The sequence below is a fragment of the Paenibacillus sp. LS1 genome, assembly GCF_026013365.1.
Lineage (GTDB): Bacteria > Bacillota > Bacilli > Paenibacillales > Paenibacillaceae > Paenibacillus.
This window is the reverse complement of the sequence record NZ_JAPDOE010000004.1, coordinates 172,958-191,942: the sequence shown is the minus strand read 5'-3', so window position 1 is coordinate 191,942 and position 18,985 is coordinate 172,958. Positions and strand designations below refer to the sequence as shown.

General features: G+C 46.3%; 17 protein-coding genes. All 17 read right to left on the bottom strand.

Going from position 1 to position 18,985, the window contains the following annotated elements:
• Window positions 1-29: 29 nt before the first annotated feature.
• The 17 genes from htpG to OM416_RS17970 all read right to left on the bottom strand — a co-directional run bounded on the left by htpG (window position 30) and on the right by OM416_RS17970 (window position 18,948).
• Window positions 30-1,910 carry a molecular chaperone HtpG gene (htpG, locus tag OM416_RS18050; protein ID WP_264931759.1) on the bottom strand — a complete coding sequence of 627 codons (1,881 nt, stop codon included), beginning with the start codon at window positions 1,908-1,910 and terminating at the stop codon, window positions 30-32.
• A 730-nt stretch (window positions 1,911-2,640) separates the two neighbouring features.
• Entirely contained in the window at window positions 2,641-3,540 is a 900-nt protein-coding gene (gene nikC, locus OM416_RS18045) for a nickel transporter permease (protein ID WP_264931757.1), read from the bottom strand.
• Window positions 3,541-3,581: 41 nt separating this feature from the next.
• On the bottom strand, window positions 3,582-4,586 hold the full coding sequence (locus OM416_RS18040; protein WP_017690144.1) for an ABC transporter permease: 1,005 nt from the start codon (window positions 4,584-4,586) through the stop codon (window positions 3,582-3,584).
• Between the two features lie 211 nt (window positions 4,587-4,797).
• Entirely contained in the window at window positions 4,798-6,444 is a 1,647-nt protein-coding gene (locus tag OM416_RS18035) for an ABC transporter substrate-binding protein (RefSeq protein WP_264932091.1), read from the bottom strand.
• Between the two features lie 804 nt (window positions 6,445-7,248).
• Entirely contained in the window at window positions 7,249-8,196 is a 948-nt protein-coding gene (locus OM416_RS18030) for a glycoside hydrolase family 25 protein (RefSeq protein WP_264931754.1), read from the bottom strand.
• Window positions 8,197-8,681: 485 nt separating this feature from the next.
• A complete protein-coding gene (locus OM416_RS18025; RefSeq protein ID WP_105408333.1) occupies window positions 8,682-9,179 on the bottom strand; it encodes a holin family protein in 498 nt (165 codons plus the stop codon).
• Between the two features lie 941 nt (window positions 9,180-10,120).
• Window positions 10,121-10,252, bottom strand: a complete 132-nt coding sequence (locus tag OM416_RS18020; protein ID WP_264931752.1) for a CD1375 family protein — start codon at window positions 10,250-10,252, stop codon at window positions 10,121-10,123.
• Window positions 10,253-10,256: 4 nt separating this feature from the next.
• Entirely contained in the window at window positions 10,257-10,589 is a 333-nt protein-coding gene (locus OM416_RS18015) for a hypothetical protein (RefSeq protein ID WP_264931750.1), read from the bottom strand.
• A gap of 16 nt (window positions 10,590-10,605) precedes the next feature.
• The gene (locus tag OM416_RS18010) at window positions 10,606-12,351 is read right to left on the bottom strand and encodes a phage tail protein (RefSeq protein ID WP_264931749.1); all 1,746 of its coding nucleotides are present in this window, start codon (window positions 12,349-12,351) and stop codon (window positions 10,606-10,608) included.
• Window positions 12,352-12,897 (bottom strand): YmfQ family protein, encoded by a 546-nt coding sequence (locus OM416_RS18005; RefSeq protein WP_264931748.1) that lies wholly within the window; start codon window positions 12,895-12,897, stop codon window positions 12,352-12,354.
• Window positions 12,894-13,952, bottom strand: a complete 1,059-nt coding sequence (locus OM416_RS18000) for a baseplate J/gp47 family protein (RefSeq protein WP_264931747.1) — start codon at window positions 13,950-13,952, stop codon at window positions 12,894-12,896. Before OM416_RS18000 ends, OM416_RS18005 begins: the two co-directional genes overlap by 4 nt.
• A complete protein-coding gene (locus OM416_RS17995; protein WP_063564533.1) occupies window positions 13,945-14,358 on the bottom strand; it encodes a DUF2634 domain-containing protein in 414 nt (137 codons plus the stop codon). The genes OM416_RS18000 and OM416_RS17995 overlap by 8 nt, the downstream gene beginning before the upstream one ends.
• Window positions 14,355-14,612 carry a DUF2577 family protein gene (locus OM416_RS17990; RefSeq protein ID WP_175383663.1) on the bottom strand — a complete coding sequence of 86 codons (258 nt, stop codon included), beginning with the start codon at window positions 14,610-14,612 and terminating at the stop codon, window positions 14,355-14,357. Before OM416_RS17990 ends, OM416_RS17995 begins: the two co-directional genes overlap by 4 nt.
• Before the next feature lie 6 nt (window positions 14,613-14,618).
• Window positions 14,619-15,629: a hypothetical protein gene (locus tag OM416_RS17985; protein WP_264931746.1), complete on the bottom strand. Its 1,011-nt coding sequence runs from the start codon at window positions 15,627-15,629 to the stop codon at window positions 14,619-14,621.
• A gap of 13 nt (window positions 15,630-15,642) precedes the next feature.
• Window positions 15,643-16,338 carry a LysM peptidoglycan-binding domain-containing protein gene (locus OM416_RS17980; protein WP_264931745.1) on the bottom strand — a complete coding sequence of 232 codons (696 nt, stop codon included), beginning with the start codon at window positions 16,336-16,338 and terminating at the stop codon, window positions 15,643-15,645.
• Window positions 16,339-18,324, bottom strand: a complete 1,986-nt coding sequence (locus OM416_RS17975) for a hypothetical protein (protein ID WP_264931742.1) — start codon at window positions 18,322-18,324, stop codon at window positions 16,339-16,341.
• 201 nt (window positions 18,325-18,525) lie between these two features.
• The gene (locus OM416_RS17970; RefSeq protein WP_036611390.1) at window positions 18,526-18,948 is read right to left on the bottom strand and encodes a phage tail assembly chaperone; all 423 of its coding nucleotides are present in this window, start codon (window positions 18,946-18,948) and stop codon (window positions 18,526-18,528) included.
• Window positions 18,949-18,985 lie beyond the last annotated feature (37 nt).

The window sequence follows — 18,985 nt, the reverse complement described above, 5'->3', positions numbered from 1 at the left end:
GATATTATCGCACGCTTGTACGAAAGATTTTACACCATAACTTTACAGATATCGTTGGTGAACTCTACTGGATCTTGAATTGGCAATCCCTCGATCAGCAATGCTTGATGATACAGCAGGCTTGTGTAAAGGTTCAGCTTTTCCTGATCCTGTGCGAAAGCGTCTTTCAACGATTTGAATACATCGTGATTCACGTTGATTTCCAGCACTTTGTCGGCTTGTACGTTTTCACTGTTCGGCATAGCTTTCAGGATTTTCTCCATTTCAATCGTCAGCTCACCTTCAGTGGACAAACATACCGGGTGGCTTCTGAGACGTTTGGAAGCTTTAACGGCTTTAACTTTACCGGCCAATTGAGCTTGCATTGCTTCAAACAACTCTTTGTTGTCATTGTCCTGAGCGTCCGTTTCTTCTTTGTCCGCGCTATCTTCGATACCCAGGTCACCACTGGAGATAGATTTGAATTCTTTCTCCTTGTAGTTCGTGATCATCTTGATTGCGAACTCGTCGATGTCATCGGTAAAGTACAATACTTCGTACCCTTTCTCAAGAACACCCTCGATCTGTGGCAGCTTCTCAATACGGCTAATGGACTCACCGGAGGCATAGTAGATGTACTTCTGATCTTCCGGCATTCTAGAGACGTATTCGTCCAGGCTCACGAGTTTGCTCTCTTTGGAAGACGTGAACAACAGCAGATCTTGCAATGTATCCTTGTTCACACCATAGTCGCTGTATACGCCATACTTCAACTGACGGCCAAACGCTTGATAGAACTTCTCGTAGTTCTCACGCTCGTCCTTCAGCAGGCTTTGCAGTTGACTCTTGATTTTGTTCTTGATGTTCTTCGCAATCAGGCTAAGCTGACGGTCATGTTGCAACATCTCACGGGAGATGTTCAGGGAAAGATCTTCGGAATCCACCATACCTTTGACAAATCCAAAGTAGTCTGGCAACAGATCCCCGCATTTATCCATGATCAGTACACCGTTGGAGTAAAGTTCGAGGCCTTTTTCATACTCTTTCGTATAGTAATCAAACGGCGTGTTCTCCGGGATAAACAGGATTGCATTGTATACCACTGCGCCATCTGCGCTGATGTGCAAGTGTTTGAGCGGTTTGTCAAAACCGTAGCGTTTTTCCATATAGAAGTTGGTGTAATCTTCTTCGGTCAATTCGCTTTTATTTTTACGCCAGATCGGCACCATGCTGTTCACGGTTTGTTCTTCTTGGTATTCCTCGAACTCATTCTCCGTGCCCTCTTTTGGACGTTGACCCGTTACATCCATCTTGATCGGGTAGCGAATGAAGTCGGAATATTTCTTGATGATGGATCTCAGGCGGTACTCTTCCAAAAATTCGTCATACGAATCTTCTTCGGTATTTTCTTTGATCGTCAGGACGATCTCTGTACCTACAGAATCCTTCTCAGCTGGTGTAATGGTGTAACCATCCGCGCCTTCGGACTCCCATTTCCAAGCCTCGTCGCTGCCCAGTGTTTTACTCGTTACGGTCAGCTTGTCCGCCACCATGAATGCCGAGTAGAAACCAACCCCGAATTGTCCGATGATGTTATGGCCGTCTTTAGCTTCATTTTCTTTCTTGAACGCCAGGGAACCACTCTTCGCGATAACCCCCAGATTGTTCTCCAACTCTTCCTGCGTCATCCCGATTCCGGTATCCGTCAGTGTGAGCGTGCGGTTTTCTTTGTCGATCGTGAGCTTGATGAAGTAGTCCTCTTTGTTGAAAACGAGCGCATCGTCCGTAAGAGCTCTGTAATAAATTTTATCAATGGCGTCACTGGAGTTGGAGATCAATTCTCTCAAAAAGATTTCTCTTTGGGTGTAAATGGAGTTGATCATCATATCCAGCAAACGTTTGGATTCTGCCTGGAATTCTTTTTTAGCCATGAGTGGTTGGACTCCTTTCAAATTGGATATCGAATGATTTGATTGAAAATAGAAAGTAAATCCTGAGTTTTTCATGCAAAACGCTACAATGCTACAAAACATTCAAATCGCTTGTTCCGCTAATTATGGGATTCCCTTCTCAAACTCAGCACTTCAGTTATTGTCGTTCTCTAATAGCCGTTCCGGTTACGGATCGTTCTTTTGATCGCTGTTATTCCCAAATTTCTTTGATTCCCTCTAAAAAGGGAGAAATTCGGGAATAAAGGCGAACGCTTCGCTTCTACAAAATCGATTCCGTCCCCTTCACTTCCGAGGTGTTCCGACAAATAACTTAATGATGCTGAGACATTTTCAAATGGGAAACTCCATGAGCAGAAGATACATTTCGATTTCAGAAAAACTTTTCTAGCCACTTCACGCGCATGTCATATCCCAAGGTGAACTTTATCTATTATCAAAAACAAAATCATTCCATATGTAGTCGTGTAGTAAAAACATCATCTGTTAGCACTCTAATGATCGGAGTGCTAAACCCTTCCTTTTATATAACATATGGGAAAATTGGGTGTCAATACGAAGGCGGTTATTTTAACAAAAAGATCGAATACCCCTTCAACTTTTACACATCACCAATTATTTTAACGTAATCCCGCAGGCAATACAAAAGCCGACTCGAACCAAAGTTCGAACCGGCACGGGGAAAGACATTTACGGTTAGCGTTAGAAACTACTACTTTTTCGCCATTTTCGGATCAAGGGTATCGCGTAGGCCATCGCCCATTAGGTTGAAGCCGAGAACGGTCAACATGATGGAAACGCCGGGGAAGATTAGTGTCCACGGTGCTTTTTGTATAAACTGACGGGAGTCCGACAGCATTTTACCCCATTCCGGGTCGGGTGGTTGCGCTCCCATGCCCAGAAATCCAAGTGCAGCGGCCTCGATGATCGCCGTCCCAATTCCAAGTGTACCCTGCACGATCAGCGGAGTAAGACTGTTGGGCAAGATGTGACGAAACAAGATTCGCCCGTTGCCTGCTCCAAGCGTTCGTGCCGACGTTATGAATTCCTCCTGTCTCAAGCTAAGTACCCGTGAACGCACCAACCTTCCGTAGGTCGGGATGTTCACGATGGCGATGGCGAGCAGTGCATTTTGCAACGACGGGCCCAATATCGCCACAATGGCGATGGCCAGCAAAATCCCGGGAAATGCGAGCAAAATATCAAATAGGCGCGAGATGAGCATATCTGCCCACTTTCCATAAAATCCGGCAATCAGACCAAGCAACGTACCCGCGATAATGGAACCAATGACGGAGAAGAAGCCCACCCACAATGAAATACGCGCTCCATGCAGCACTCTGGAAAATACATCACGACCCAGATCATCCGTACCAAACCAATGCTCTGCCGAAGGGGCCTGAAGCCGATCCGCCAGCACCTGTTCCTTATAATCGTAAGGAGCGATGTACGGTGCGAGGAAGGCCAACAGGATAAAAAATACGATAATGATCAAGCCAGCAAGCGCAAGCCGATTTTTCCGGAACGTTCTCCACGCTTCCCGCCATGGACCGGCTGTGCTCGCTGTTGCAGCATCAATGGATGGTCCCGTGTTGGTCGATAATTTGGCCATGCAGTGTCTCCTTTCTTGGATATGATCGATTGATGGAGTTCCTATTTATAACTAATTCGAGGATCAAACACGGCATAGAGCAAGTCCACAATCAGATTAATCACCACGAAAAAGAACGCCACGATCAGAATGCCACTCTGGATCACCGGATAGTCCCGCGAACTAATCGCTTCATATATATAACGTCCCACGCCAGGCCAAGCAAAGATTGTCTCGGTCAACACTGCACCCCCGAGCAACGATCCGGTCTGGATGCCGATAACCGTGAGCACGGGAATAAACGCATTTTTAAGTGCATGTCCATATACGACAAAAAACGGACCCAGTCCCTTCGCCTTCGCTGTACGAATGTAATCGGAACTCATCACTTCCAGCATGCTGGAACGGGTCATCCGGGCAATAACGGCCATCGGAATCGTACCCAGTGCAACACTTGGCAGAATCAAATGTTTCGTTACGGTCCACAACTGATTCCATTGTCCGGCAATCATCGTATCCAGCACGTACAAGCCCGTAATGGCTTCCACTGGATCACGTGCATTCATGCGTCCAATGGACGGCAGCCACTGCAACTTGTTCGCAAACAGCCATTGTTCCATCAGACCTAGCCAAAAGATCGGCATCGATACCCCCACCAAAGCAATGACCATACAGCAATAATCAAACCAGGAGTTGTGCTTCCATGCACTGACAATCCCGGCATTCACCCCAATAATGACAGCAAACAACATACTGGCCATCGTTAATTCAAGGGTTGCTGTCAGATAAGGCACAATTTCCTGGGCAATAGGCACCTTGGTGCGGATGGATGTTCCCAGGTCACCTTTAAGCAAATCGCCCAAGTAGGCGAAATATTGCTGGAACCAGGGTTTATCCAGTCCGAGCTGGTCACGAAGGGCTTGCTTGGATTGTTCGGTTGCCTTTTGCCCAAGTATGGTCTCGGCCGGGTCACCCGGGATGGCGTGGATGATGGAAAAGACAATCAGGGTCATGCCCAGCAGCACGGGCAGCAACACAAGCACACGTTTGACAATATAGCTGTTCAATCCTGTTCACCTGCCTTCGACATATCGTGCAAAAATAAAAAGCGCCGGCAGAAACGCATGCTTTGGATAGTTACGTCCGGATGTGGATTCTGCCAAGCATTGCGTCTCACCAGCGCTTTGTAAGAAAGAATAATTAATGCGTTAGGTTCATATTCAGATACAGATACAGATAGAAATAGAGATAGAGATAGAGATTCAGTTTACCTCTACGTTATTCGAAGTAAGCACCAGCATAAGATTCGCTGCCCAGCGGGGATGGTACGAAACCTTTCAGGTTCGATTTACCCGCCAGAATTGGCGTAGTGTGCACAAGTGGAATCCACGGTGCGTCTTCCTTGATAATCACCTGCGCTTGCTTGTATAACTCTGCACGTTTCTCCTGATCTGTTTCTTTCTGCGCATCCGTCAGCAACACATGCAACTCTTCGTTAACATAGAAGCTGCGGTTGTTGCCCGGAATGGCGTCTTTGTCCAGCAACGTGTAGAGGAAGTTATCCGGGTCACCGTTATCACCCGTCCAGCCGAGCATGTAGATATCGTCTTTCTCACCGGCTTTGGCATCATCCAGATACGTCGCCCATTCTGGGGATTCAATGTTCGTGGTCACACCAATTTTCTCAAAATCAGCTTGGATTGCTTCCGCCACCTTCTTGCCATCAGGCATGTACGGACGGGATACCGGCATCGCATAGAAAGTTACCGGTTCAGGCAATCCGTCAGGGAAGCCAGCCTCGGCCAGTAAAGCTTTTGCTTTTTCCAGATCATATGGGTAATCCTCAATGGTATCGTTGTACCCCCACAGCGTTGGCGGCATCGGGTTAACAGCAGGCTCAGCTTGTCCCGCAAAGAACGCATCGATAAGGGCCTGCTTGTTCACCGCATGATTGAGGGCTTGTCTGACTTTGACATTATCAAATGGTTTCTTCTTGAAGTTAAAGCCGATATACGCCACGTTGAACGGTGGACGCTCGATCTTCTGTAACTCGCTGTTGCCTTCAAGGATGGACAGATCGTCCGGGTTCAGGTCTTCCATGACATCAATCTCGCCGTTTTGCAGGGCATTGAAGCGAGCCGTGTTATCAGGAATTGAGCGCACGATCACTTTGTTCAGCTTGGGCAGTCCTTCTTTCCAATAATCCGCGTTTTTCTCCAGGGTAATGGAGTCGTTACGCTTCCACTCTTTGAATACAAATGGGCCGGTGCCCACAGGCTCGCTCTTGAAGTTTTCTTTTTTCTCCTGAATCGCGGTTGGGCTGGCAATGCCAAATGGCGTCATCGCAATATTTTGCAGGAAAGGAGCTTGTGGCTGGTTCAATGTGAACTCCACCGTAGTCTCGTCCGTCGCCTTCACTTCCTTGATCACACGTCCATCCTCTGGACCAAACATGGAATCGTAATAATCGAAGGAATCTCCTTCGAATTTATATTCACTAGCCGGATCACCCCAGCGGTTAAAATTGAACACAACAGCCTCTGCGTTGAAATCAGTTCCATCATGGAATTTCACACCGGACTTCAGCTTAAACACATACTTGAGTCCATCCGCCGAAATCTCCCAGCTCTCAGCTAGTCCAGGAACGACCTCTGTTCCACCTTCCTTGTAGTCCAGCAACGAATCAAACACCTGATGTCCAATCTTCAGCGACTCCCCATCGGTTACAATCGCCGGGTCGAGCGCTACGGAATCCCCACCACGCCCCATAATCATCGTATCCTGCGCTACCGTTTCGGTTGGAGGGTCGGTTCCTTCCGCCGGAGCAGGCGTAGTCTCCCCACTCTCGTTACTGGAGCAACCAGACAACACCAATACGGTACTCAAGGCCATCGTTAGAACACCGGACATCCATTTTTTTCTCATTCGCATACGTACAACACCCTTCCCTGTCTCATAATGTGTGTGATGCTGGCATGAAAGATCTCCAATGTTGGCAATCGGTTTGGTGCTATGTATCATATAAAAGGCTTTAGATGCCTGCGATACCTGAATTAATGTTCTGGGAAAAGTAATCCATGTATATGAAATGTAAAAACAGCATGGGATGCGTATGGAATACAGGTAAATATCATATCGTGCACATGGATTGAGGACGTTGTTTGATTACTTTTATAGAAAAAGAAACCGTTCAACTATGTATCTTCTGAGATGGATCCTATGGAGGTGTTGCGTTTTATTTGAACTTAGGTCAATAAGCAACAGCGAATGGGTACGAACTGGTATGTGTAAATTTAAGTCGGAAGATCGAAAATACGGATGAAAGAAACTCAACATAGGCTAGGTTGTTTGATGAATCGTGTAAGTTGTTTAATACGGTGGCTTTCAATTGCAGATTGGATGTGTAAAACGTATGAGCGAGTCATCTTGAGATGTTGGATTGTACAACGGGAGACATTACAATAACTTCGTATGTTATGGTTTTGTCATGATGAGGAGGATTGTGTAAATAAACCGTAGTGAAAAACAATTTCGTGTAACTTACTTTACATCACATTAATCAATTAGACAAGGGATTTACAGACATAAGTCTTCAACTTTATTATATGCGTTAGTATTACTTACACAAAACACAAAAAAGGAACACAGTTCGACAAAAAGCGTCCCGTGTCCCTTCTCCATTCCATCCACATTGAGATAAAATCAACCTGTCATTTGCCAAGAATCAGCTCACTTTTTAAACAAACCTCTGCGATGCATCACGGTGATAAAACGGTAAAAATCATAACTCGCCCCATTATCGATGCTGAACAATGGATTTTTGGTGTCATATGCAAGTGCTGCATCCACAGCTGCTTTCGCCCATACTGGAACTTCCATTTGCTGACGCGCCTGCAGTTTATCAACCTGGGATTTGAGCGCGTCAAATGCTGCTTTCTCTTCGGCTGTCATCGGTTCGCCCCCTTTCGGTGGTACGGTTGGTGGATTCGGATGACTTGGATTCATTGGATTGGATGGCTCCGGTGGTTTTGGAGTGGCTGCCGCGTATCTTGCTCTGAGCTGTGCCGCTGTTCCCTCGAATTCATTCATATCCACGTTGCCGCTAATGCCATTCACTTTGCCTGAATCCGTATACTGCCAGAACGTCCAACGCTTCCATGCCGGCTGGTCGTCCGGTACACGGGTGTTGCTGTAACGCGCGATCCACAGATCATATGAGCTGAGTGATGTGTCAAAATTCCCGGCAAATGAATTGCCCGTGTATATGATCGGTTTTACACCTGTCAGACGTTGTAATTCGGTTAAAAAGGCTTTGGCAACTGTATTCATCTGCGCTTTGCTCAGGTTGCCGGGGTTGTTCTCGTAGTCCATGACGGGTGGAAGTTGTAACGCTTTGGCGCCTCCCACTTTGTTAAGTGTATTGGCGTAATGTGCCGCTTCTGCCTTGGCACCATCGGTCGATGTCGCCCGGAAGAAATGGTACGTACCCACCAGCATGCCCGCCGCCAGTGCACCTGTTACATTTTTCTGATAATTGGGATCGGTATACGTCTGTCCCTCGGTTGCCTTGATAAATACAAATGTCATGCCACTTGCCTTCACTTTGGCCCAGTCAATATTGCCTTGGTACCGGGAGACGTCAATGCCCTGTGTGTTGCCTGGACTTCTCGTTTGCATGTTTCTCACACCCTTTATGCGGCAAATTGCCGTTTGTATCAGCATTTTACATCATTCGATTCAAGCGTTCCCGGGTACAAGTATAGACAGACTAAAGCATTCTGATTATACATTGCTGATTGGATGTCACTCTCTGGATTGATGCAAAATACTCCTATAGTTAATGCGGTTGGATCAGGGGTTGCTTGTGTGCGTGTCCCTTGTTGATGGTAATAGCTATGTTCAATGAGTATCTATCATCTTAGGAAAACATATCAAGCCGGTACGCGACCGTTCCAGATACGGATCGTTCTTATGATCGCTGTTGTCTCCAAATTTTTATGATTTATTATTCTAATGGTGAAAATTTAGAGACAAAGGCGACCGCTCCGCTTCTTCAGAATCGATTCCGTCTCTTTCACTACTTGTAGGCTAATGGTGCAGAATTTCGACTCTGTAGTGCTCTATATCTTGCCACAGGACAATTTTGAATGAATACTGAGCCTTTACTTCGTTTCATCTCTAATCTGTTGATCAACGTCCTCATGATCTGACTGTACAAAAGATTCTCTGGAATCAGGAGTATAGTTACCTGAGATCCCCCCGGATCCCCCTTTCCCTTTAAGCACTTCAATGGCTTGCCGAATCACAGGCGGAATCGGAGCGCCCAACTTGCCCCCGTTTTCGATAATGGACAACAACTCGTTTGCGATATAAAAAAAGGCGACCGCATCCCTGAACAAATGTCCGTCTCCCAGAACACCGTCCACCAGATGAGCCACCGATACCATTGCAAATATAAATACCTTCCGCGCAATGCCGAACATGCCGACATTACTTTCTAACTTGCCACTCATACCCGCCGCTGCGATGCCCGTTAGGTAATCGAGGATGACGAAAACGAGCAATACGCCCAGCACGCCTGACCAGCCTCCGAAGAAGTAGGTTACTGAGCTGCTCATGAGTGCAATTCCCCATTTCCATAGGGTGTCCCATCGTTCCATGGTTTCACCTCCTTTTTCATGCACATCAATTTATTGGGGGCTGATTCGTTTTAAGCTTATCAATCATCTTAAATATGAGCATTACTCAAGTGAGTGCCCTGTACAATTTTGCGCCCGAAGACTAATTACAAAATTATCAGGCCCTATCCCATATTCGTACATGAAAACGAAACTAAATGCATCATCAGTAGCTTTTCTTATCAATTCGGTCAGTCCGTTTATGTGTACGCCATAAGCTTAATTAATGTACAAATAAACGGAAATTTAAATCATTCAGTTTATAAGGATATGGTTGCAATAAATTGAAGCCATAAGCTTCTGCCCATCACGGGATCGGATCGGCTCCAAGACTAAAAACAAAAAAATTGGCCACGCTTATCTTAAACGTGGTCGTTATTTCTATTTTCGCAATAATCATCCGAGATCATTGGACAAAGAGGTTACCTCATAATCGCTTTTTATACGTCTTCTTCGTTGGACATATGGAATATCTACCAATTTGCTAACACGATGGATATTTTTATCAAATACTTTCATTGTCATATTAGGCATACACAACTCATTCAATAAAGACAACTTGATCGCCTGGTTTAAAGGTCTCATGAATTCAAAGAACTCCACATGGGACCGCCTCCCTTTAGCGACTGCACCGAAACCAACATCAATCAAAACCCGTTTGGTGATCTCCAGAATGAAATTCCCTCGGTTCAGCAGATACATACATGATGGTGCGAATGAGATTGCAGGGACAAAATCCCCAGCTACTCCGAATCCGTCATTTCCATCGTTACAGAAGCTAAGCAGATCCTGATATGTCTGCAACTGCCCGGTCAAAGACGAATAGGGAAATTTGGGTTAAAGGCCTTGAGGTTAAAAGTTCCTTGGTTAAACCTGGTCCTCACATCTCCATAAAAAATAGCGTTCCGATGTCGGAACGCCTGTCACAAGATATTCCCGCTTTGATCTAAATCAAGAGCAGCAAGCACCGCCAATACTTCGGTCCGGTTTTGTAACGGGACGTCTTTAATAGTAATTGCTCCTTTTTGAATTAAGCGAACATAAATTTTTACCATCGTACTACTTCACCTCCAATAGCATAGAGTGAATTTCTATTAAAGCCATCTGCAATTCTAAATTCTCATCTTTCAATTGTCGAATTTCTTTTTCGTAATCCATCAGCACGGGCTGAGAAGTAATAAATTCGTTCTTCAAGGACTCATAATCTTCGGCGGTCAGCACGATAACATCCTCGTGGAATCCTACAACTACTTCTTGTGTTGTTCCCAGCAAGCAATAATTTCCAGACAACGGATATACCTGTGAGCCTGGAACGAATAAATCTATATTCAGTCCCTTGTAATCAATAACTCCATTATTACTTACAATATTAACAATCTTTAAATACACCATGATAATATCCTCCCTATTATCTATTCATCAAAGCATTAATCAACATTCGGTAAATATCTTTGTTTGAAATCGTTTTGCTGTAGGTGACTGCCCACGTTGAACCGTTAAATGATATAGTTCCCATTGATGCAGATCCACCGAACATTATAAGATCATCATTGATCAAAAAAGCCTGAGATTCAGCAGATACAGATGTTACCCTAGCGACTTCCGTATATACGCCTTCATAAACAGATACAGTACTGGTATTATCATACACCCTATACAATTTACCAAGACTTTGGTTCCAGATGCACGCCGCCAATAAGAACCCGGCAGGACTAGATAATGACGAGATCAGCATTGTTCCCGTGTATGCAAAAAATCTGTTGGATTGTAAAATACCATTCTTGCTTGCAAATGTCCTTCCTGTAGTTGGGCTGCTATATCCGCTGATTGTAACGGATAATGACGATAAGAGAGTACCATTTTTATTGAATTTAGTTATTAACATACTAGTAGTTGAAGCAATTGAAGCTGAAAGTATGTTGCCATCAGAATCAATATATGGCCTGCCGTCAACCTTGATATTTAAATTAGATGTATCCGCTGGCATATTAGCCATGGTCCACGCGATGTCCGCCTGAGCAAACGTATTTGCGTTCCCAACTATTCCGAAGATATTAACTCCGCTTTTGATATTAGATGCAATCAAATCAGTATCCCCTAAAATAGTCCCTCCGGACGTATATCCCTGTGGAATAGTTTGGTTAGAAGTTCCTGGGATGAGTGTACCCAATGCTCCGTTATCGGGCATGGTTCCGATCTGGTCCCCGTTCTCATTGTCAAATGTTGCTCCAGCTAATACTTGCGCGGGTTGAGCTGTACCATTACTCGACCCGCTATCGGCTAAAAAATCCGCTCCAACTTTTCTAAACGTATAAGGTCGTCCTGCTAACAGCTTACCAGCAGCATACGCTACACCTTTTTGGTCCTTGAGCGCCACCACACCAATACCGTTAATATTAAGTGTTGGCGTTGCGCCATTATCAACATGTGGCACGATAGTAATTGCGAATCCATCCGGTAGCGAAGTTGGAGCAGGACTGAGCGTAACGACATAAGCCGTTGCTGCACCAGTTGTCACAGCATATCCTGGTTGCCGGATGTAATCCTGTACAATAGCGCTGTAGTCATCCGTATTGAGTAAACGCTTGAGTGTCGGTACAAATGATGCACCCGCTGTCGTGGAAATTGCGCCCATATCGAACATCCACGCCCCCTCCAAACCTGTACCAATTCTAAAAACAATGCCCCTAGCTCCCATTGTCGCGTGGGTATTTCGGTAACGATATACAACGCCAGCCGTATCCAAATAACAGTTATGGCCATATAGGACATATCCCCCGCTACTAGCACTGACCTCGCCCCAATTGCTTATGCGTACTGGTCCAGTCAGTTCGCCACCTGATCTTGGCAAACTTGTTAGGATTGCTGCCATTCTCGCATCATTTATAGCCTTTTCTGTGGCAGCCACTGTCTCAGACGATCCATCCGTCCTACTAGACAACTGCACCTTACCCTTCTGCGTCAAAGACGCATCGGGAACATCTATATCCCCTACCGCTTCACGAAGTTCCTCTAAATCTTGCTTAGTCGCAACACCCTCATCAACCTTCTCCCAGTTCTGATCCAGATACTTGTCCAGATCAAAATAGGTCGTTGATGGCGAGGAACGATCAATTTTATTCAAACCCAAATTCGGTGTTTTTGGTTCATTCATTTAAGCTCCACCTCCTGCAAATTTATCCTGCCGAGTCTGTTCGATCTCCTCCAGCGTCATGCTTTCAACCTCCGCAATCGTCAAATACCGCAGACGATAGTCCACGGTCATATGTGCTGGTTTAATATCCTCAATCGCTGCCTTCAGATCGTCCAGATTGGGCGGCAAGCCCCATGTGTCGATGAAGCGGATTCCGATCAAGTATTCCTCAGGCGACACGGATACATCAATCCCGCCACTTTCGTAGGCCTGCGCCACGTTCTTGAGCATCGAACCGGAGACTTTGCCACTGCCGCGCATTTTGGAAATGATTACGGATCTCCGCTGATCATCCGGCTTGGCTTGATTCGTCGGAATCTGTAGATCCCGCTCATAACATTCCAATGCCCAGGTCGCAGACTCCGGGTAGAATTGGTCCAGCACACTTTCCAAACCCACCGTAAGCTTGTCCAGTTCAACACCTTCGGTCTCTGTAAGAAGCTGCATCTCCAGCACATTTTCATACAACGGGGGCAAAAGAGTCATTAATACGTCCGCTTTACTCATGTCACCTTCACCGTCCCAAGAACAGCTACTGCGCCGGGGGCGATCTCCAGATTGGACATCCCACCATTCACCAGCAGATCGCTATAATCGATCACTGGCGGGATATCCAGAATGACATTCGCAATCCGTGTCCAACGAACCAACGGATCGGCAAACGCCAGTTCTTTCAGATACGCCGTAACTCCCGTTTCAATCAGTGTCTTCACGCCCTCGTACGTTGAACCAGAAGCAAGCGTGACCTGTACCTCCACATCAATAGGTACTTCTTCTGCTCCCACCACTGTGACCACGGGTCCAATTGGAGCAGCACCTTCGCCCATTCCATCCTGGGATGGATCGATATACTCCTGCACCGCCTTAATGACCGCCTCAGCAGGTGTTTGCATTTCATTATTCAGCAATGCCACTTTGACAGTACCCGGACCATCCCACAGTGGAAAAGCTTTTGCTTTGCCCACACCGGAGTTTTCCCGTGCCCATAGCTCATACTGATATTTGTTCGCACTCGTGACCGGACGAGAAACTTTGTCCTGATAGCGATCATATAAGGCCTGATCCGTTTCCTCGTCTTCGCCAGGAACCAACAACTGTGTCAATTCAACCGTCGTCAAGCCAGCAATATAATCGATAGGCAGCAGCGCCCCCGTATATTCATTTCCTTCCGCTCCCGCGACCTCACATTCCAACACATATCGCCCTGCCGCGATGCGCTCCACAATAACGTACACCCGATCCCCCGTAGAAAAACGACTCTCCAAAGGAACTTCAACAGGCCTCCCTTCGTTATCTCGGAAACTGCCAACCCAACGTGCCTTCGTGGCCGCTTTCCGACTAGTACCAGACCAAGCCACCGCGCGATCCAGATACTCTCCGGAAGCTGTATCTGCAAACTTCAGATTGGCGTTCACATCCAGCTCGATATACATCTGAGCCATTTCCGCAGCTGCTGGCGCAAGCGCGTCATAGATAATGCTGCCTTCACGTTTATCCACACCATCTGGTACCCTATCCAGCATTCGGTTTAAAATAACTTCAAACGTCTGCTCTTCATACATCCATGTTCACCTCCGTCTCCTCCCTGAAGCTGCCAAAATCTGTTTCCACGGTAAAAGATACCCGCACTCCATCGGCCTCGTGGACAAAATCGAACTCGGTTACATCCGAAATTCGATCATCCGGAAGCAATGCTTCGCGAATCCAGCGTTCCAGTTCCGATTCAACCATGGATCTCCCGGCCATTCCTTCCCAGGACCATTCCATGCCGTAGTCCGAGGAATAGATTAGATGCTCGTAGCGGCGTGTAGACAACGCTTTGTACACCGCCTGTTTTACCGCATCTTTTCCATCCAGTTGCAGTCTTCCAATTCGCTGTCCTGAAGCTTGAAACACATACGTCAGACTTGGAAGCACAGCAGCCTCTTCCTGATCTTCTGCGCTAATCTGCGCACCCTGTGGAATCATGGATTCACCAGCCGATCCAGCACGACAAAGCTGTCCCCGCCTTGAACACGTAATAACAAAACATGGTCACCCACGGTCCAAGCTTTGTTCACTACGGATTCTGGCAGTACCAGAAAAGGCTCAGCCAACGCTAACCGTTGTTCAACGGTTATCTCCAGCGGCTGAGTGTTTGTCACGCTTCCGTACATTACCTGAACGGGAGACTTGGCATCTACAGCGGCCACCGCCGCCTTTTTAATCACGTCCAGCATCATTTATCGTCACACCACCTTCAAATCCAGTGACATCGTGTGCACGCCGCCTTGTACCTTATGCGTACATTCGTCTACCAGAAAATATTGATTGATCTTGAGTTCATCGATTTGGATGTTGACAAAACTGCCTGCTCTCACCTTGAAATCACCAAGCGCATCCACTTTCAACGTCTGCGTCTCGCGGTTACGGAGGGTCATCAGGGTCTTCAGCATGGCATCAATCTGACCTTCATTCAGGCCGTCATCCGCTTTTTGGTACAAAAAAAGCAGCCCCCATTGACGGATGCTGCCTGAATCCTGATGAACAAACGTTTCTCTTTTTCCCGTATCTTTGTTATCCCGATACAGCTTGATCTTGTTATACGTCTGGTCGTCAATCGACCTTGTATAACTGTAATCCGTGAGCAGACTGTTATCCCCAATGACAAAACCATAAGGCATCTCTTCCACATCCCGAAGCACAAGCTTGCCGAAATCATCGTAGAAGATATAGTTTTTACCGCCATAGATCAGCGTTCGGTCGAGCGCCTCACAGATCATGTCGATCAGCTTTTTGTTATCAAATAACATGCGAGGAATAACATATTTCGGCTGGATCAGCTCGCCTACCTTCAACTGAAAGTCGGTAGCAATTCGTTTGATCACATCCGTAGCGGTTGCGTTAACGAACTTATACGTCTGATTCGCGGTTAGATAACGAGTCTGGTCGTAGGCTTTGATTTTGACACTTTCGTCCTTGCCGCTATCCACCGAGAAGATATATCCGTAAAATATGCCTACCTCGTTGCTGATATATTTCACGACATATCCATTCTCATAGGTGAATTTCTTATTCTGGTACAGACTGCCCTTGATCAAGGTGAATTCCAGAGAGGAAGGCTTGCCGATACGGGAGGTTTTGTACGTAATGTCACCGGCAATTTCGCTAATGTCCCAGATGTTGCCCTGCTTGTCATCCAGTAATAACCGTTCCTTCATGTTTGCCAGCTTATCATCCAGCCTAATCTGCTCTTGCATATTCCCTCTCCTTTCACGGAAGCTTGATCACAAGTCCAATCGGCAGCTTCTTCAGTTGTGCATCTTTGATGCTATTCAGCTTCTGCAGCTCTTTCCAGCGAGATCCATCTCCCAAATGAGCTTTGGCTACAGACCACAAGGAGTCTCCGGCTTTGAGTGTGACAGTCTTGGGCTGAATTTTTTCATTGGGCCGGAAGGCTTTGGTTTTTGTTTTCGAAGCAGCCGTTTCCTTGCTGTCCTTGAGTGGCACTACTTTTTTGGCGGCATAAAAAATGAACTGCTTCAGCTTGATATCATACTGGATATCCCCCACCGTACCCGCTGTCTCCTTCCAGTCGAAGCTCTCAATGGAAACAGCCATATTAATGGTGTACCTTGCACTGGAAAAGAACAGCCTGACGGGTCTGCCCGTCTGCATCCAACGGATGATCTTTTTCACATATTCATAGGGATCACGGTAAAACTGCTTCTGAATTGCCGGATGTCTTGCATCGTAGTTCAGATGATACGGGCTGTAGTCTGCTGGAAAAATCCCGCTGAAACTGACTTCACGCAACTTCGGCGACTTGATCACGTTAATTTCACCCAAAGCGCTAACGTTAAACGTACTACCGTCTCCCGAATCCGAAAACTCAATGCTCTCTGGTGTCACCGGGAAAAACATGTATTCGGAACGGTTATTGAAGCTTAGTTGAATATAATATTCCACTTATCCATACACCCCCTGAGCACTGGAGACGATCTGACTGTTCAGTCCATCGGTGATTTTGCTGATGATACTGTCCACGTCATGTCCACTGTTAATATCGCCCGTGGTGACCTGAACGGTTGGCGTCAGACTGACGAATCGCTGAATCGCCTGCATCTCGGCAAGCTCACGCATCAGTTTCAAGTCCTCGCTGGTTACATCCACTGTGCCGTCCACGTCACCGATCTTGTCCACCTGTCCGATATTGTTGATTTTGTTGATGTTACTCATGTTGTTGTTGGGAACAACGGTGGGAGTAGGTGCCGTTGGCATCGATGGTATGGGAGGTGTTTTGGGTATTTCGGGTGTGAAGTCTTTGCCAAATTTACCTGGTAAATCTTTATCCTTAGAATCCGCATTCGAGGTTGAAGAGAAACCAGAAAGTAAATCCTCCGCAACCTTCTGACCATCTTCAAAAGCTTTAGGATTGTATTCTCCGTCCATTTTGAAAAATGTCTTCACATCTTTGTCACTCGTAGGCTCCCAGGATTCGAGGCCTTTCTTCCACTCCTTTATTTCCTTGCCACCCAAACTGATATCAGAATCTTGAAACAAACCAATATTGAAACCAAAGGTTTTGTTAACAAGTTTGATCAGACTGTTAAGTCCACCATTAATTCGTTCCATGGCATCTTCAATTACAGTTACGACGTTATAGAATATATCAAGAATGAAAATCCCCGTATCTTTAAATAATTTCTGTAAAGCATACATAGGAGCTCTGAAAACGTTGAAAATCGCCTCCCCCAGCGAAGCGAACAAATTCCAGACTGTAGCCACAACTACGCGTACGATTTCCCCAAGCATCATAAATGAACCTATGATGACTCCCAAAATCTCTGTACCTGACATCCCCATCATATTCAGGATTCCAATAACTGCCGCAATCGCAGCAATTGCCAAAAGAATCGGCCAATTCAACAATAACCACGCAGCAACGAGACTATAGACTTGTGCGATGACCAATGCCAGTACAACAATAGCCAATGCCATCAGGATGGGCTGAATGATATCCCAGTTCTGCTGAATCACGGCTGCAAGGTATAAAATGCCGTCTACCAGCATCGTCAACGCGTTTGCCGCAACCGTAAATGCATTACTAAGCCATTCAATAATGCCAGTGAATTCACCATTGGCAAAAGCCTCATTTAAACGATCAAGTAAAGGTGTCAACGCAACAAGAGCTGCCTGTCCAATCTGGCCGAGAACCCCATTAAACTGATTAACTAATGCATTCCACTTCTGCAACGGTGAATCCAACATGGTATCGAAAGCCTGTTGAGTATAGCCTTGCTTTTGCAAAATGACATCCAACTTTTGAATAAACCCATCCAGATTGGATGAATCGATGGTTTGTTGCAGACCCGCTCCGCTAAGAGCTTCAGCAGGAATGTTAAAAGAATTGGCAAGTTCACCGTTGTCTCCGTTCATGGCAGCGACCAAGGCACTGGATGCATCTGACATACTTTTTCCATCTGGAGAAAGCATACTCAACCGTTTAGTCATATCTCTCAGTTGGTCAACCTGATCCGTATTCTGTGCATATGGGATGAGAGATAGCGCACCTTTCAAAGCATCCGTAACATTCTGTCCACTCTTGAAAGCTTCCCCGCGATAGCGATTAAAGATCGTCTCCCCCTGAGCATCATCACCAGTAGCAGCCATATAGCGATGCTTCAAATCCTCTTCCTGCGCCGCTGGAACAAGAACCGCTTGCCCTGCTGATTTCATCATACTGATCCAGGCTCGCACTCGCTGGGCACCTTCTGTAAAGGCAGCATTTACCTTAGCCTGTTCTTCTGGCACACCTTGTAACAGTTTGGATGCCATTGCAATACTGTTCAATCGAGCAGAATTAAACATGGCACTTATAGCAGCAGGTAATTGTTGAAATTGCGTTAATATTCTAGTTGAAGTAAAAAACAGTCTTGCAAACATAGCCTGCATTCATTTCTCCCTCCTTTCCTTTTTATTTCTTCCGGGCGCGGCTCTTGGACCGTTCTTTCTTCTCTTCCTCCACCCGGATGGAGATCATCGCATAGATGGCCGCTCGTTCTCGCATGGAGAGGGCCATTAGCTCATGCGGCAAAATGTTTAATTCGTGGAGAGCGTAATAAGCCAGATTGGCTTCGGAATCGCCCTCTTTAATTAGTTTTTTACGTCATCCACCAGTTCGTTCATATCCTGATTGAAGCCGTTCAGCTTCTGAACCTGTTCACCGAGCGAAGCAAATTCCCCAGGCAACAGCATTTTCCGCAAAAGCGATTCCGCCCCCATCACGCCATATGAACGCTGAAGTTCTGCGTTTTTCAAATCGGGATAAACTACACTTGCGCTCATCAGGCGAGCCATGTAATCATTCGCATCGATGTCGGGTGTGTAGACACCGTTCTTGCCCTTAATTTTGCGGGTAGCCGCTTTGCGGCATTCCTGGTTTTCGTCCTCGGTCATGCTGCGCAGTTTCCAGGCAACCGGCTCGCCTTTCTCGTCTTTGAATCGGGGGGATACGATAAACTCCTCCGTTGTATCTGTTGCTGCATTTTGGGCAAAAAACATACTCAATCCACTCATGTATTGTTCCTCCTCTAAAGTTAGGCTCCCCGCCGCA

Coding starts and splice junctions, on each gene's coding strand:
- OM416_RS17990 (WP_175383663.1), bottom strand. CDS start 14,612: ATGATGCTGGACGTGATTAAAAAGGCGGCGGTGGCCGCTGTAGATGCC.
- OM416_RS18000 (WP_264931747.1), bottom strand. CDS start 13,952: ATGTATGAAGAGCAGACGTTTGAAGTTATTTTAAACCGAATGCTGGAT.
- nikC (WP_264931757.1), bottom strand. CDS start 3,540: ATGGCCAAATTATCGACCAACACGGGACCATCCATTGATGCTGCAACA.
- OM416_RS18015 (WP_264931750.1), bottom strand. CDS start 10,589: ATGGTGTATTTAAAGATTGTTAATATTGTAAGTAATAATGGAGTTATT.
- OM416_RS18025 (WP_105408333.1), bottom strand. CDS start 9,179: ATGGAACGATGGGACACCCTATGGAAATGGGGAATTGCACTCATGAGC.
- OM416_RS17995 (WP_063564533.1), bottom strand. CDS start 14,358: ATGATTCCACAGGGTGCGCAGATTAGCGCAGAAGATCAGGAAGAGGCT.
- OM416_RS17970 (WP_036611390.1), bottom strand. CDS start 18,948: ATGAGTGGATTGAGTATGTTTTTTGCCCAAAATGCAGCAACAGATACA.
- OM416_RS18020 (WP_264931752.1), bottom strand. CDS start 10,252: ATGGTAAAAATTTATGTTCGCTTAATTCAAAAAGGAGCAATTACTATT.
- htpG (WP_264931759.1), bottom strand. CDS start 1,910: ATGGCTAAAAAAGAATTCCAGGCAGAATCCAAACGTTTGCTGGATATG.
- OM416_RS17985 (WP_264931746.1), bottom strand. CDS start 15,629: ATGCAAGAGCAGATTAGGCTGGATGATAAGCTGGCAAACATGAAGGAA.
- OM416_RS17975 (WP_264931742.1), bottom strand. CDS start 18,324: ATGCAGGCTATGTTTGCAAGACTGTTTTTTACTTCAACTAGAATATTA.
- OM416_RS18030 (WP_264931754.1), bottom strand. CDS start 8,196: ATGCAAACGAGAAGTCCAGGCAACACACAGGGCATTGACGTCTCCCGG.
- OM416_RS18010 (WP_264931749.1), bottom strand. CDS start 12,351: ATGAATGAACCAAAAACACCGAATTTGGGTTTGAATAAAATTGATCGT.
- OM416_RS18005 (WP_264931748.1), bottom strand. CDS start 12,897: ATGAGTAAAGCGGACGTATTAATGACTCTTTTGCCCCCGTTGTATGAA.
- OM416_RS18035 (WP_264932091.1), bottom strand. CDS start 6,444: ATGAGAAAAAAATGGATGTCCGGTGTTCTAACGATGGCCTTGAGTACC.